11 protein-coding genes and 1 pseudogene are annotated in these 14,445 nt (G+C 39.5%); 6 read left to right on the forward strand and 6 right to left on the reverse strand.

The annotated features are described in order from the left end of the window. Window positions 1–52: 52 nt before the first annotated feature. The 4 genes and pseudogenes from CWB72_RS20955 to CWB72_RS18965 form a co-directional block, all read right to left on the reverse strand. A pseudogene (locus tag CWB72_RS20955) lies at window positions 53–190 on the reverse strand (6-phosphofructokinase); the annotation flags it as partial. Window positions 191–274: 84 nt separating this feature from the next. Continuing rightward, window positions 275–661 carry an MmcQ/YjbR family DNA-binding protein gene (locus tag CWB72_RS18955; protein ID WP_130253983.1) on the reverse strand — a complete coding sequence of 129 codons (387 nt, stop codon included), beginning with the start codon at window positions 659–661 and terminating at the stop codon, window positions 275–277. 504 nt (window positions 662–1,165) lie between these two features. After that, window positions 1,166–3,427: a putative bifunctional diguanylate cyclase/phosphodiesterase gene (locus CWB72_RS18960; RefSeq protein ID WP_138634670.1), complete on the reverse strand. Its 2,262-nt coding sequence runs from the start codon at window positions 3,425–3,427 to the stop codon at window positions 1,166–1,168. Between the two features lie 74 nt (window positions 3,428–3,501). Continuing rightward, window positions 3,502–6,174, reverse strand: coding sequence for an insulinase family protein (locus CWB72_RS18965; protein WP_138634673.1), 2,673 nt, complete (start codon window positions 6,172–6,174; stop codon window positions 3,502–3,504). Between the two features lie 161 nt (window positions 6,175–6,335). Between CWB72_RS18965 and sixA the strand changes: the two genes are divergently transcribed. From sixA to yegD, 6 genes are all read left to right on the forward strand, one after another. Then, the gene (gene sixA / locus CWB72_RS18970) at window positions 6,336–6,803 is read left to right on the forward strand and encodes a phosphohistidine phosphatase SixA (protein ID WP_138634676.1); all 468 of its coding nucleotides are present in this window, start codon (window positions 6,336–6,338) and stop codon (window positions 6,801–6,803) included. Between the two features lie 379 nt (window positions 6,804–7,182). Continuing rightward, window positions 7,183–9,495, forward strand: coding sequence for a TonB-dependent receptor (locus CWB72_RS18975; RefSeq protein ID WP_138634679.1), 2,313 nt, complete (start codon window positions 7,183–7,185; stop codon window positions 9,493–9,495). 340 nt (window positions 9,496–9,835) lie between these two features. After that, window positions 9,836–10,135, forward strand: coding sequence for a hypothetical protein (locus CWB72_RS18980; protein ID WP_138634682.1), 300 nt, complete (start codon window positions 9,836–9,838; stop codon window positions 10,133–10,135). A gap of 30 nt (window positions 10,136–10,165) precedes the next feature. After that, window positions 10,166–10,834, forward strand: a complete 669-nt coding sequence (locus CWB72_RS18985; protein WP_138634685.1) for an HAD family hydrolase — start codon at window positions 10,166–10,168, stop codon at window positions 10,832–10,834. Window positions 10,835–10,912: 78 nt separating this feature from the next. Further along, the gene (locus CWB72_RS18990) at window positions 10,913–11,749 is read left to right on the forward strand and encodes a DNA ligase (protein WP_138634688.1); all 837 of its coding nucleotides are present in this window, start codon (window positions 10,913–10,915) and stop codon (window positions 11,747–11,749) included. Window positions 11,750–11,802: 53 nt separating this feature from the next. Continuing rightward, complete coding sequence (gene yegD / locus CWB72_RS18995; RefSeq protein WP_138634691.1) at window positions 11,803–13,164, forward strand: molecular chaperone; 1,362 nt, start codon at window positions 11,803–11,805, stop codon at window positions 13,162–13,164. A gap of 24 nt (window positions 13,165–13,188) precedes the next feature. On the opposite strand, the gene CWB72_RS19000 is transcribed toward yegD, so the two are convergent. Then, window positions 13,189–13,650, reverse strand: a complete 462-nt coding sequence (locus CWB72_RS19000; protein ID WP_138634694.1) for a methylglyoxal synthase — start codon at window positions 13,648–13,650, stop codon at window positions 13,189–13,191. A 23-nt stretch (window positions 13,651–13,673) separates the two neighbouring features. Further along, window positions 13,674–14,303: a LysE family translocator gene (locus CWB72_RS19005; RefSeq protein WP_138634697.1), complete on the reverse strand. Its 630-nt coding sequence runs from the start codon at window positions 14,301–14,303 to the stop codon at window positions 13,674–13,676. Window positions 14,304–14,445: the final 142 nt, after the last annotated feature.

Below are 14,445 nucleotides of genomic sequence, written 5' to 3' on the forward strand. Positions count from 1 at the left end.
CTTATACAGATCTGAGGTTAACTAGGTCAGAGTTTAACTTGATTGCCTAATCGTCGATTAATCCGTTATAGCCATGAAAAAAGCCAATACAAACTGGTTGATTGTACTCACAAGCTAGGACGATAGAGCGTATGGCAGCATTCATTCCCGGAGCATCACCACCACTGGTTTATACAGCTATTTTTTTCATGTGATGTGTTTCTTGAAACTGATTAGAAGAGGTGTGGAATGGCCCTCGTATTTTACGAGGGAGGCCATTACACTATTTTTCAGATTAAGAAAGCTTTGCTAAAGCTTCTTTTTGAGCAGTTGGTAAGTTTTCAACGACAATATTATAAGAATCATCAATAAATTTTTTGATTTCATCAGTTGGTACAGAGCCGTCAAGCACTATGGTATTCCAAAGGCGTTTATTCATATGGTAACCAGGAAGAATCGATTCATACTTATCTCTCAGAATTAACGCTTCATCAGGATCGCATTTTACATTCAACCAAAAAACTGGCTCATTATTTTCGTCAAGTTGACCTTCTTTACCTTCGTAAAGGGTGGCAAACATTTTATGTTGCACTTTGTAAACATCGCTGTCCTGCGAAAATGGCTGCGTAATAAACGTGCCTGGTTTACTTTGCAAATAATCATGTACGCTTTGTTTATTCATAGCTCTTATCCTTGAAGTAACTATTAATTAAAACCACATGGTTTGATTTTAGCACTTAATTCTTAAAGGCAATAACATATTACTCGAAAATATCTTAATCATGCTATTCAGTCTAGCTGGATTTAGCAACTTACAGCTGCTTTAGAGCATAATCAAAATTGAGAAGTTGTTAGCCTTAAATCTTTAAGTTTAGCAGCTTGATTTTATAAGCTCTAAAACTGACCATGACGACTAGTTTAAATTTCACACAGATATTAAATTAACTATATATCAATCGGTTATGAAAAAATGAATAAAATACAGTTATAAATGTGAAATTACAGGGGGCTATTAAATTAAATAATGCAATATTTTGCAACAATTAAGCGTTTTTTTGTGTTTTTAAATTCTATTCTTCTGTTTTTAGAAGCAGTAATTTCTGTTATGTATCGTTGTGAAGCAAGTAGAGAGGAAGGACTAGAAAGTGGAAGAATTAGATATTTTGTTGCTATAAATATATTTAAACTAGCTTACGACTTTTAGAGCTGGCTTTTTTTGGTTGCTTTTAACTTTTCTCTGTTGCTTTAAGAATTCAGTAAACTCTTCTGCTGACAAAGGCTTAGAGTAATAATAGCCTTGTACAGTTTGACAATTGAGCTTTTCTAAAACAGCTAATTGCTCAGCTTGCTCAACCCCTTCGGCAACAACATGTAAGTCAAGGTTTTGTGCGATGGTAACGATTGAGTCAACCATGTTTCTACCTCTTTCGTTATGCATGTCATCTACGAAGGCTTTATCAACTTTTAACGTGTTCAGTGGGAACTGTTTTAAATAAGCTAGTGATGAATACCCAGTACCAAAGTCGTCGATTGCCAAGTGAATACCTCTTGCGCTTAATGAACGCATAACATTAATGGCTTCTTGGGGGTCATCCATCACCGTGCCCTCTGTAATTTCTAGTTCTAGAAAATAAGAAGGTAAATGGTTCTTCTGTAAGATGATATCTATACGCGTAGTAAGGTCGGGCAAGCTAAATTGCTTTGCAGATAAATTAACGGCAACGCGGCCGTCAAATAAATCTTGGTCTATCCAGCGCTTTACATCTTTACAGGCTTTGTCGAGTACAACCTCACCAATATCAATGATTTGTCCTGTTTCTTCAGCTATCGGTATAAAAACTCCAGGACTGATAATGCCTTTTTTGGGGGTTATGAAGCGAACTAACGCCTCCATGCCAACTAATAAGCCTGATTTGATATCCATTTTAGGCTGATAATACACAACAAAATGATCTTCTTTGAGACCATAACGCATCAAATTCTCTATTTGTAAACGCTTTACAGCTTGTTCATTCATTGAATCGTTGAAGAACAAGTAATGATTACCTTTTTGCTTAGCGTGATACATCGCAGTATCAGCATTTTTCAAAAGGATCTCTGGAGTCGCACCATCTTCAGGAAATAAAACAATTCCCACAGAAGAGGTGATGACTAGTTCATGGTTGGCCATTTTAAATGGTGTTGCAATGGCTGCTAAAAATTGCTTAGCAGTTTTGGTAATAGTGTGAATGTCATTCGTGCCGGTCATCACCAAGGCGAATTCATCACCACCTAGGCGATAGAAGGTATCTTGCTGGCGAGCTAGTTTATTTAGGCGCATTGCCAGTTTTGCAAGCAAACTATCTCCGAGTTGATGACCCAGTGAGTCATTAATCTTTTTAAAGTTGTCTAAATCAAAGACAAGCAGTGCATGGTGAATATCCTGTTGGGCCAGCTTTTTTAAATTAGTAAAAAACAAATTCCTGTTTGGCAGGCCAGTTGTTCTATCGCGATTAGAAAGATTATGAAGTTGCGATTCGGCCTTTTTGCGTTCTGTTAAGTCTGAAAAGATAACCACATAGTTTGTAATTTGACCTTGGCTATTTTTTATTTCATCAATACTTACTTCGATTGGCAGAAGAATATTTTTAAAGTTTCTTAACTTTAACTCTTCTTGCCAATGTTCACATTCTCGAAGGTTTGCTTTAATCTCGCTAATGTATTTTTCATCATAGCCTGGCAAGCTAAAAAGCTTACCTAAGTAATGGTTCCTTAAGCCTCCAAAGAGCTTTAAATAGCTTGGGTTAACATCGACAAGTTTATAATTCTTATCATAGATAGCAATCGCATCAGTGAGAGACTCTACGCATTTCGCAAAGAGGTTTAAACGTTCTTCAGTGCTCTTTAAATGACTAATGTCACGAACAGTACCCGTCATTCTAACTGGATTAAGATTAGCATCTTTTTCTATGATTTTTCCCCGATCTAGCACCCAGTGATATTGATTTAGGGTATCTTTTAAACGATAACTGGCCTCAAAAAACGCGCTTTTTTCGGCAAAGTGTTGTTTAAGTAGTTTATCTACCAATGGTAAATCTTGTGGGTGAATGCGGTGTGCATTTGGGATTAAAATATTTTTATCATCAGGTTGATCTTGACAGATCATGTACTTATCGTTGATACGAACGATTTCTCCAGAAGAAATATCCCAATCCCATAGGGTATCACCACTGCCTTCAACTGTTCGCTTTAACCTTTGCTCAGACATGATGAGTTCTTGCTGTGAACGCTGTAGCCTGCGGTTGATAAATAATAAGTATGTAATCAGTAATGTGATCAAACCAAAAGGCAATAACCAAAAAGGGCTAATACCTAGAGGGGGGTGATTAAACTCCCATGCATTTAAAGGCATGCTAATTGTTGAGCTTAATAACACTATGAACATCATTATTGTTATGTTTTTAATCATAGATGCTTCATTCTCAGTTCGCTGACTAATCTAATCTATGCTGTACCGAGAGTAAAGTAATTCTAGGTCTGTTATTAATTACAACTGAGCCTTGCATGAGAATCTTGATTACTAATCAATGCTGTAGCATTTTTTATAAACATATCTTTAGATAATAAATTTAATGCTGTAAGTAGTCGCTTTTGCATCGAAAAATAATGGTCATCGTTGGTAATTGCAACCCAAAGGCGTTGCGCTCTGAGGCGCAAGTTTTTATCTTTTTCGGCAATTTGTAACTTTAAAGCATGTTTAGCTTCTAAAAATGCATCATTGCTTAAGTGAGTAAGTTCTTCAGTAAAAAGATCAATGAATTGACTATGACGTTCGGATAGGACATCACTTTTATTATTTGGAGACTGTATATAAAAAGCGACCCCAGCTCGAGTGTTAAAAGGCGCGTAGCCTGCACCGACTAGATAACCAAGTTGTTGTTTGGTTCTTAACTCATCAAAGTAAGCTTGTTGCACAAGTTGGTTAAGCAGCATGAGTTGAACTTTTTCTTCAGCATCAGCAGTTTTTGCCTGTATATAATATAGAAATCCATGTTCAGATTTATCTTTCTCTAACTTGTGAACGAAACCATGTTTCAATTTAGTTAGAGGTCGCTTTAAGTCTTCTAAGATTTCACTGTGCTTAAAAGTATGCTTGATGTCTTTTAACATTTTCTCAGCATCAACTTCTAGCCAGTTGCCATACATAAAAGATTTAATATGTATCGCTTTAAAGAAGGTATCTCTAAATTGTACAAAAGCATTAAATGTGACTGGTTTTAAGTGTAATGCTAAATCTTCTGGTGTAGGGTTCCAGGGCATAAGATGTGCACCTAAAATGCTAAATAGTTGAGAGACAGGCTTATTATGGTTGTGTTGTAACCAATGCCTTGTGAGTTGCTTTTTATACTCAGCAAATCGGCTTGCACTTATTTCACGGGATAATATGTTTGTTAAAAGTTCAACAGCGAATTGAGGTTGGTTCGCAGATAAGCCAGCCGTATGAAGTGTAAGACCCCCTTGGTGTGAGGTGATATGGTAATTTAATCCAGCAAGTTCTGCGCTATAGAATGGCTCTGCAAGACCATCCATAAGTAAATCAGCCATTAGCCTGGTGAGTGCCATATTTTTTATACTGCTCACCGCGACTTTAGAGTCTATTTCTATATACAAGTGGCCTTTGGTTACTTTAAATTCAGAGTCTTGCTTGAACCAGAAATTAAGACCATCATTAAATTCGAGCTTTTTAGGCTCAGAAAAAATCTCAGCACTGTCATGCAGTACTTGTTTTGCTTTTAGGTATGGGTTGACAGTAGGCAGCATCATCTGTGGTAGCGGCGCGACCGTTTTTGCTAAAGTTTCTAACCATAGGGAAGGTAAATCTTCGACTAGGTAGGCAGTATTGTACCATTGTGCAGATTTATTCGTTTCAACCCCTTGATGGATCAAGACAACACGCATATTTTTGGGAGATAAGTACCGACATAGCTTCTTGTGTAATTGAGGTTCAAAGCCTGTCATTACATAGTCACCTGCAAGGTAGTCGTTTTCATCAAAGTGGTGCATATTAATGCTGATACTATTAACCCATTCAATGAGTTTACTTGGCTCTTGATTATCAAAAGCAATTTCCAGTAAAGCTTGTTTATCCGCATAGAGTTCAGGCAGCTGAGCGAAGCTTTGCTCAATCAATGAGATGTATTCAAATAGCATCTCAATGATATCTTCATAAAATTCAATACCTTGCTCCGTGAGGGCGAAGCTGATATTAAAATCTTTAAAGTTGCTTCCGTTCACACCTCCTCCAGCAGAGAGTGCATTGATCCACCCTTGAGCTTTGAGAATAGAGTAAAGAGAGCCTTCCCCTTCAAACCCTAATAGATGCGCGAGAAAGCTTAAACTTTTTGATTTGTAGAGCTTAGGTATATTGGGCATTGCAAAGCTAACGATAAGCTTTTGCATCTGTTTTTTGGGCGTTATGTGGATTAATTTACCCAAATCGCAAGTGCGATAAAGCGGTGTGTTAATCGTTGGTTTAGGGCTTTGAGTTGCGGCAATGTCTGAAAAGCAATCTATTGCTAATTCGCGTAATGTTTCAATTGGCTGAGGACCTGCAATAGCAAGCGTCATCCACTGAGCTAGGTAGTGCGCCTTGAAAAAAGTATGTAACTCTTCAGCAATACATTTTTCTCTATCTTCTAGGGTTTGCTGGTTTCCCACTGCAAATTTTGCAAATGGATGTTCAGGGTTAACGGTTTCTTTGTGCACTTGATAAATTCTACGACCATCGTCTTTGACCTTCATCTTAAATTCTGCGTCAATGGCGTTACGCTCACTTGTGGCCTGTTCAATGTGAAACAGCGGAGAGATAAAAAACTCACTGAATATTTCAATCGCTTGCGGAAATTGTTGGTGGTCGCAATCAAAGTAATAACTACTATGCTCAGTGCCGGTCCAAGCATTACTTTGGCCACCCGCTTGGCTTATAAACTGTGAAAAAAAACCGGGCTCAGGGAACTTTTGAGTGCCTAGAAACAACATGTGCTCAATGAAGTGTGCCATACCTTGACGATCTTTAGGGTCATCAAAGTGACCGGTATTAACAGTCAGGGATGCAGCAGATTTATTCGAGTTTACGTCTTGGACTAAAAGTACTTTCAGACCATTGTCGAGTGTGAGAGTTTCATAGCTGCGTTTATCATTGTTACTAATTTTCAAGTTTTTGCCGCCGATATATTTAAAGAGAAAAGACGAAATCGAACTAACTTACCGCTGCTAGGTTTCTTTGGATTGTCGATAGTTTTGTTTTAATATAGCGAACAAAGCGGTGAATTTGCTACTGCTTTGGAAAATTTTATTCTCTAAGTGTTTGAGGTTACATGAAAACGATTTTAATTATGCGTCATGGTGAAGCTGTCCCTATGCAAGCGGATGATGCAGCAAGAGCGCTGACTCCACGCGGCGTAAGCCAAGCGAGTGAAATGGCACTGTGGATTAAAGCGCATTATCAGCCTAAAGCAATACTCGTGAGCCCTTTTATAAGAGCGCAGCAAACAGCCGAGCAAGTTCTCAAACACAACCCCGCAGATTATTTTGAAGTGTGTAAAGATATCGTTCCCAGTGGCGATGCGCGATTTGCAATTGATTACCTAGAAACTTTAATGAGTTTGAATCCAGAGATTGAGACTTGGCTTTTGGTAGCGCACATGCCAATAGTGAGTTATTTAGTCGATCAACTAAGCCCTGGTGATATGCCAATTTTTTCTACAGCAGGTATTGCCGTTATTCGCTACGATGAAAAAAACAGAAAAGCAGATTTTTTAAAAATAGTCTCTCCTTCACTTTGAGTTGTTTGTTTTTAATACAAACCTAAAGCCTCTCCCTTTCAGAAAAAAGCATCAAAATTAACGGGTTTCACTGTTGGTACAGGACAAATGTCCTTGCTTGGGCTGTTTGTTGTGGAGATAAAAGTTGTTGAAATGGGTAATCTTGTAGATAAAATTTATTATTTTTTGCTTTTAGTGGGTTATTTAAAGCAAATTTGAAATTTATTGCTATAATTGCGGCGTTAGATTCAGCCTTGTAAAGCGCTTTGCACTCTCGCTTATAAGGTCCGCATTATATTTTTAGTATAGGCGAAAAATTGAACTAATCACGCCAATGTGATACGGCGCCCATATTTTACCGTTGAACAAAAGAGTGCTCATATAAAGGTTTACCCCAAACATGAAAGCAATCAAAAGATCTACGTTAGCAGTTTTAGTTAATGCAGCGTTGTTCTCTACTGTAGCAAGTACTTCGTTTACCTCCCATGCTGAAGAGCAAGAAGCTAAAAGTAATCAACTTGAAGTTATTCAAGTAACAGCACGTAAACGCGTTGAAAATGCACAAGAAGTACCTGTGTCTGTGTCGGCCCTTCAAGGTGATGGATTAGACGCATATAGCTCAGCGGGTATGGATATTCGCTTCATGAACGCAAAAATCCCAAGTTTATCAGTTGAATCATCATTCGGCCGTACTTTCCCACGCTTTTATGTTCGTGGCTTGGGTAATACCGATTTTGACTTGAACGCGTCACAACCTGTTTCGTTAGTTGTAGACGAAATTGTTCAAGAAAACCCAATTCTTAAAGGTTTCCCTGTATTTGATATTGAGCGTATTGAAGTACTAAGAGGCCCTCAAGGCACATTGTTTGGCCGTAATACGCCAGCAGGCCTTGTAAAATTTGATTCAGTTAAGCCAAGCCAAGAGTTCGATGCTTACAGTGCAGTGTCATACGGCAGCAAAGGTTCTGTTGACTTTGAAGGTGCTGTAGGTACTGGTCTGACTGACAAGCTTTCAACGCGTGTTTCTCTACTTATTCAAGATCGTCCTGATTATATCGACGTGAAAGCACCAGGCTTCGAAGAAGAAGATTCGCTTGGTGGTTACAATGAAAAAGCTGCGCGTGTTCAGTTTTTGTATGAAGGTGATGACTTCACCGGTCTTTTAAACTACCACAAACGCGACCTAGACGGCCGTCCAATCGCTTTCCGTGCAAACTTGATTGAAAAAGGCACAAATAACATCAACCCTAAATATGACAATGATGTTGTTTATCACGATGCCGCTTCTCGTTCTACTCAGCAAGTTAATACACAAGGTCTAAGCCTTAAGCTTGAGTGGGATTTAAAAGAACACACAGTAACGTCAATCACAGGTTGGGAAAGTGCTGAAATCTACTCTCGCGCAGATGTAGACGGTGGTTACGGTGCTGCGTTTATCAATTTCCAAGGTCCTGGTGTTATTCCTTTCCCTTCAGAAACAGCTGATGCAATTCCTGAACACGACCAATATACCCAAGAGCTTCGTCTTTCAAGTAACTTCTCTGGTGATATGAACTACCAAGTTGGTGTGTTCTTATACGAAGAAGATTTAATCATCGAAAGCTTCAGTTATGATACGCTTTCTTGGGATGCAACTGCTAACAACTACGGTCTTCAAAATGGTTATGCAGTACAAGATCAAAGCACGTCTGCGTGGGCATTATTTGGTTCATTTGATTACACAGTATCTGACGAATTAAAAGTAACAGCAGGTCTTCGTTACTCGAACGATGAAAAAGAGTTTTATGCGAAGCGTACAAAATCTCCAGTAGGTGCAGCTGATTTCCTTGAAGGCTCTGCAAACCCAGATGATAGCCATGTATCTTGGGATTTAAGCGCAACCTATAAGTACACTGATGATATAAACTTATTCGCACGTATCGCTAACGGTTTCCGTGCACCAAGTGTTCAAGGTCGTATTTTATTCGGTGATGAAGTAACGGTTGCTAAGTCTGAGACGACTAACTCAATTGAAGCGGGTATCAAGTCTGACGTATTAGACGGTCAAGGTCGTGTGAATGCGACAGTATTCTATTATCAGATGAACGATCAACAGCTAACGGCTGTTGGTGGTGGTGCTAACTTCAATCGCTTATTGAATGTAGATAAAACAACAGGCTATGGTTTTGAAGTTGATTCTGAGTGGGTATTAACTGATGAGTTAAATGCTACTTTCAACTTAAGCTATAACAAGACAGAGTTGAATGACTCAGCCCTTGAGGTTGGTGCTTGTGGTTCGCCTTGTACTATCCAAGACCCTTATCGACAAGTTCCTAATCCATTTGCTGCAGATGGCGATGGTATGGATGAAATAGCTAGCATCGACGGTAATTCTTTACCACATGCTCCTAAATGGATTGCAAATGCAACATTACGCTATTCTACAGAAATAGGTGAAGGTGAATTCTTCACTTATGCGGATGCATCTTACCGAAGTAAAATTGACTTTTTCTTATATCGAGCAACTGAGTTTGAAGGTAAAGAATTATTCGAAGTAGGCTTACGCTCAGGTTATTCGTGGGCTGGGGGGGATAATGAGTATGAAGCGTCAGTATTTGTTAGAAACTTGTTTGATACTCAAAGAGTTATCGGTGGAGTTGACTTCAATAACCTAACAGGCATGTTAAATGAAGAGCGTTACATTGGTGCTGAATTTAAAGTACGCTTCTTCTAATCCTATTTCTTAATAGAAATTTGTTTTAATAAAAACCCGCATTTTTGCGGGTTTTTTATATTTCGAACACATCGTATTTAGCCTTTTGCCAATTATACCAATCCGCTTAACTAAGTGGTCTATTTTGAGGCAAGAAAACCTTGTTGGTAGCAAGGCAAATATTTCGTTATTTAGTTGTTCTAAATGAGAAATCTTTAACACAGCTATCATCAGGTTTAATCCCTCAAAATGATTAAGTGTTATTGCGGATTGGTATTACCCTCAAATAAGTCACATTGAGGATTGGTATTACTAAAATGAGCTGGTAAAGTTGCCCTAAATTGAAAGTAAGAGAAAAATTATGTCTGGATTTTGGAATTACCGTGTTATTTTTTGTGAAGCAACTAAAGATGAAGCGGCGCTTTATCAAATTCACGAAGTTGAATATAACTTAAATGGTAAAGTAACAAATTGGTCTGAAACAGGTGCTGCACCTTTTGGCCGCAAAGTTGAAGAGCTTCAAGCTGATACAGACCGTTTAAAGTCTGCGTTTGAAAAGCCAATCTTAAAAGTAGTACGCCAACCTCGAGGCTATACGCTTGTAGAGGTTGAATCAGGTGAAGAAGCAACAGCAGAAGTACCTGAGAGCTTAAAGCAATAAGCTAAAAACGATTAATTCAAGGAGAGAAACATGGAAAAGCGAGCATTACTGATAGATTTTGACGGTACTTTGGTTGATTCTGAGGTCGTTCATTATGACAGCTGGCAACATGTTTTATCTCTTTTTGACATTCATTATACAGAGCAAGCTTTTTGCTTAGAGTTTGCGGGTGTCCCTACCTTACAAGCCGCAACAGTAATAAAGAAACGGCATAATTTAGATGTCTCAGCTCAGTGGTTATGTGAGCAAAAAAATCAGCAGTTTGTTTTAACGTCTGAGCAGGTAAAGCCAAGGTTATTAGCAGGCGTGAAAGTTTTCCTCAATGCAGCTAAACAGCAGTTTACTTCGGTGTTAGTAACGGGCAGTACGCGCAACGAAGCGATTCCTGTATTAGCGCACTACGGATTATTAGATTTGTTCAGTGCGACGATATTTAAAGATGATGTAATTAACCCAAAACCCGATCCAGAACCATATTTAAAGGCACTTAAACTCTTGTCTATAAAGCCCCAGGAAGCATTTGCCTTAGAAGACAGCACAACGGGACTGCAAAGTGCAACAGCTGCGGGCGTACAGACAGTTGTTATCCCTCATGAATACTCTAAATCTCAAGATCACAGCAAGGCCAGCTATATTGCCAATGATATTATTGAGGCTTGGGAGTATATTCAAAAAAATACTTATCTTGAGACGATATAAAGGTCATCAATACTCCAGTTAGTGAGTGCAGCTAGGAAGTCTACTCATTATTAATTTTACTTCAGCGCATAAGGAGTCATGCGTATGTATTATTTCTATTTTTTAGCTTTTTTATTGTTAAGCTCAGCTTCTTGGGCGAATACCTCACCCGCACAATTAGCTTCTGTATTCAACGATACTCACCAAGTCGAACATTATTTAGTAAGTGAAAAATATGATGGTGTGCGTGCCATTTGGGATGGCACACAACTTAAAACTCGACGCGGTAACTCAATTCATGCACCAGTTTGGTTTACAGAGAAGTTGCCAAACACCTACCTAGATGGAGAACTTTGGGTCGACTACGGGCAATTTGAGTTTGTCAGTGGATTAGCAAGACAGCTTAACGGCAATGATGAGGACTGGCTTAAAGTGAAATATATGATCTTCGATATGCCAAAAGTCTCAGGCGTTTTTGCTGAACGCTATAAAAAATATGTGCATTTGGTCAGTGTGCTGAAGCAGCCTCATATTCAAGCTGTACAACAGCAAAGCTTTGCCAGTAGAGCTCAGTTAGATGATTACTTTGATAAAGTGGTAGCAAGAGGTGGAGAAGGGGTAATGTTACATTTAGCCACCGCTACACATTTAGCAGGCCGTTCACCACAACTATTAAAATATAAGCCCTACTCAGACGCTGAAGCGGTTGTAATTGGTTACAGCGAAGGTAAGGGTAAGTACCAAGGCAAAACGGGCGCTTTGATAGTGCGTAATTTAGATGATGGTATTGAGTTCAAAGTAGGCTCGGGGCTTACCGATGCACTCAGAGCAAAACCGCCCAAAATAGGCACTGTGATCACCTATCGTTATCAAGATAAAACTAAATATAACAAGCCGCGTTTTGCGCGGTTTTTAAGGGTGAGAGAAATATTTTAAACTCGTCTTATCTGTGATACTCTGCGCGACCTTTTTTGTGTCGGAGGTTAATAATGATAGTTGGATTTGATTACGGCAGTTCCAATTGTGCAATGGGGGTGATGCGTGACTCTCAAGTAACACTCGTTAAATTAGAAAACAACAAACACTATTTGCCTTCTACTTTATATGCACAGCATAACGCATTGATCTCAGACTATGTCGCACATAATTTAAAGCAGGGTGATGTAGAGAGTTTTAGACAATCTAGGGCGCACCTTTTAAATGCTGTACCGGCTATTAAACGCGACCTAGACTTGGAGTCTTATGATACCGGTATTTCTATTGGTCAGGCTGCCATAGAAGAGTATATCGACTTTCCAGAAGATGGATATTTCGTTAAATCTCCAAAATCATTCTTCGGTGCAGTGGGTTTAAAGCCACAACAAATCGCCTTTTTTGAAGACATTGCCAGCACCATGATCATGCAAATCAAACAGCGTGCAGAGCAACAGCTGGGATATGAACTGACACACACTGTCATTGGCCGTCCGGTAAACTTTCAGGCCATTGGGGGTGAAGAAAGCAACCAACAAGCGGTTAGTATCTTAACCACAGCGGCAAAACGCGCAGGTTTTAAAGAGGTTGAGTTTTTATTTGAACCTTTGGCTGCGGGTGTTGATTTTGAATCTGGCTTAACGGCTGACAAAAAAGTGCTTGTGGTTGATATTGGAGGGGGTACTTCTGATTGCTCATTTGTGCAAATGGGGCCAAGTTTTAGAGGCAATGCCTGCCGAAATGCCGACTTTTTATCTCATACCGGTAAGCGTATTGGCGGTAACGATTTAGACATAGCATTGGCGTTTCATGAACTAACAGATTCACTTGGTCGTGACGATAAGTTTAAGTCAGGTCTTCCTATGCCTAACCAATTGTTTTGGCAAGCATGTAAAATTAATGACCTGCAAATGCAAAGTGACTTCTACTCAGATAAAAACCATCGCGATTTAACCGCGATGCTTCGCGAGATAGAGCAGCCAGAGCGATTACAGCGTTTAATCAAAGTACAAGAAAACAAGCTATCTCACCGTTTAGTTAGACAAGCTGAATTAATGAAAATTGCATTAAGTGCTGATTCGCAGAGTCACTGTGATATGGGCTTTATTGGTAAAGGCTTGGCTAAGCTGATCACTGATGTACAGCTTTCTGAAGCCCTTGAAAACAGTTTAGAGCAGATCTGCACCTTGGCCGAACAAGCCATTCAAGATGCCGGAACACAACCTGATGTGATTTATCTAACGGGCGGTAGTGCGCAATCGCCACTATTGAAGGCGGCGCTAAAACAACGACTAGGCGATATCGAGATGTTAAGTGGCGATAACTTTGGTAGCGTCACCGCCGGTTTAACTAAGTGGGCTGAAAAGCTGTTCAGATAACGTTTTTAACTTTATAAAGATATACTAGGTATTAAGCCGTGTTGCTAAATACTTGTCATAATCGGGCAAAGCGCGGCTAAATTCAGTACCCATCAAAGATGAATGCAGCAGCATATCTGCGGTTGCTTCATTACATGCCACTGGGATATTCCACACAGCAGCCAAGCGCAACAGTGCTTTAACGTCTGGGTCGTGCGGCTGTGAAGCCAGTGGGTCCCAGAAAAATACCAGCATATGGATTTGATGCTCGGCTATTTTCGCCCCAAGCTGTTGATCGCCACCCATAGGACCACTGAGCAGTTTATTGACGCTAAGGCCTGTAGCCTGCTCAATAACATTACCCGTCGTGCCTGTGGCAGAAAGCGTGTGACGTTCAAGGGTATTCTTATGGGCTAGACACCAGGCTTTTAACGCGTCTTTTTTACCATCATGAGCAACCAGTGCTATGTGCTTATTTGCTGGGATTTTCTCAACCTTGGTTTCCATACTCATTTCTCTTTTTTTATTTGTTAGAGTAACAAGTTAATCGCTAAGGCGATAAAAATAAAGCCTGAAAAACGGTCAATCCAGATTGGTGCGCTTGGGTGCTGCCTAAAGTATCCTGCGATTTTGTCACCACTGTAAATGTAGGCACAATCTATCGGGAAAGCCAAAATAGGGTAAAGCAAACCAAACATAGCCAGTTGTAGAGTGGTTGAAGAGAGAGTAGGGTCAACAAACTGCGGAATAAAAGCAATAAAAAATAACGCCACTTTTGGATTGAGCACTTCGGTCATCATGGCTTGAACAAATACATTGCCTTGTTTTTTGGTGCTTACATGGGGTTTATCTTCAGAATCAATTTGTTTTTTAAACGTATATTTAAGGGTCACAAAGCCCAAATAACATAAGTAGGCTGCACCTAAATATTGTACCGTCGCATAGGCCGTTTCAGAGGCTTTTAAAATGGCCGACAGTCCTATTACAGCAAAAATAGTATGAATAACCCCACCTGCTGCAAAACCTAACGCACTTTGCATACCTGCTTTACGACCATGGGTAAATGTTTGTGCCATTAAGAATGCATTTGAAGGACCTGGTGCCACTGCAATAACTGCGCTGGCAATTAAAAAAGAAATGACGGATTCAGGGTTGAGCATCGCACTTATATTATTGTTGTTATTGAGTGGGGCAGAGTATAAGCGGGTTTGAATAAAATATACAGAGGTAAACAAAAGCGGGCACAAAGCCCGCTTAAAAATGGTTGGTTAGGATACTACAGTCTGAGTGCTTGAACAGGCT

The organism is Pseudoalteromonas phenolica, assembly GCF_005886345.1.
In the GTDB taxonomy this organism is placed as follows: domain Bacteria; phylum Pseudomonadota; class Gammaproteobacteria; order Enterobacterales; family Alteromonadaceae; genus Pseudoalteromonas; species Pseudoalteromonas phenolica_A.

Excerpts from the sequence above, each read along its gene's own strand:
- CWB72_RS19000 (WP_138634694.1), bottom strand. The coding sequence starts at position 13,650 with ATGGAAACCAAGGTTGAGAAAATCCCAGCAAATAAGCACATAGCACTG.
- CWB72_RS19005 (WP_138634697.1), bottom strand. The coding sequence starts at position 14,303 with ATGCTCAACCCTGAATCCGTCATTTCTTTTTTAATTGCCAGCGCAGTT.
- CWB72_RS18975 (WP_138634679.1), top strand. The coding sequence starts at position 7,183 with ATGAAAGCAATCAAAAGATCTACGTTAGCAGTTTTAGTTAATGCAGCG.
- CWB72_RS18960 (WP_138634670.1), bottom strand. The coding sequence starts at position 3,427 with ATGATTAAAAACATAACAATAATGATGTTCATAGTGTTATTAAGCTCA.
- sixA (WP_138634676.1), top strand. The coding sequence starts at position 6,336 with ATGAAAACGATTTTAATTATGCGTCATGGTGAAGCTGTCCCTATGCAA.
- CWB72_RS18990 (WP_138634688.1), top strand. The coding sequence starts at position 10,913 with ATGCGTATGTATTATTTCTATTTTTTAGCTTTTTTATTGTTAAGCTCA.
- CWB72_RS18955 (WP_130253983.1), bottom strand. The coding sequence starts at position 661 with ATGAATAAACAAAGCGTACATGATTATTTGCAAAGTAAACCAGGCACG.
- CWB72_RS18980 (WP_138634682.1), top strand. The coding sequence starts at position 9,836 with ATGTCTGGATTTTGGAATTACCGTGTTATTTTTTGTGAAGCAACTAAA.
- yegD (WP_138634691.1), top strand. The coding sequence starts at position 11,803 with ATGATAGTTGGATTTGATTACGGCAGTTCCAATTGTGCAATGGGGGTG.
- CWB72_RS18985 (WP_138634685.1), top strand. The coding sequence starts at position 10,166 with ATGGAAAAGCGAGCATTACTGATAGATTTTGACGGTACTTTGGTTGAT.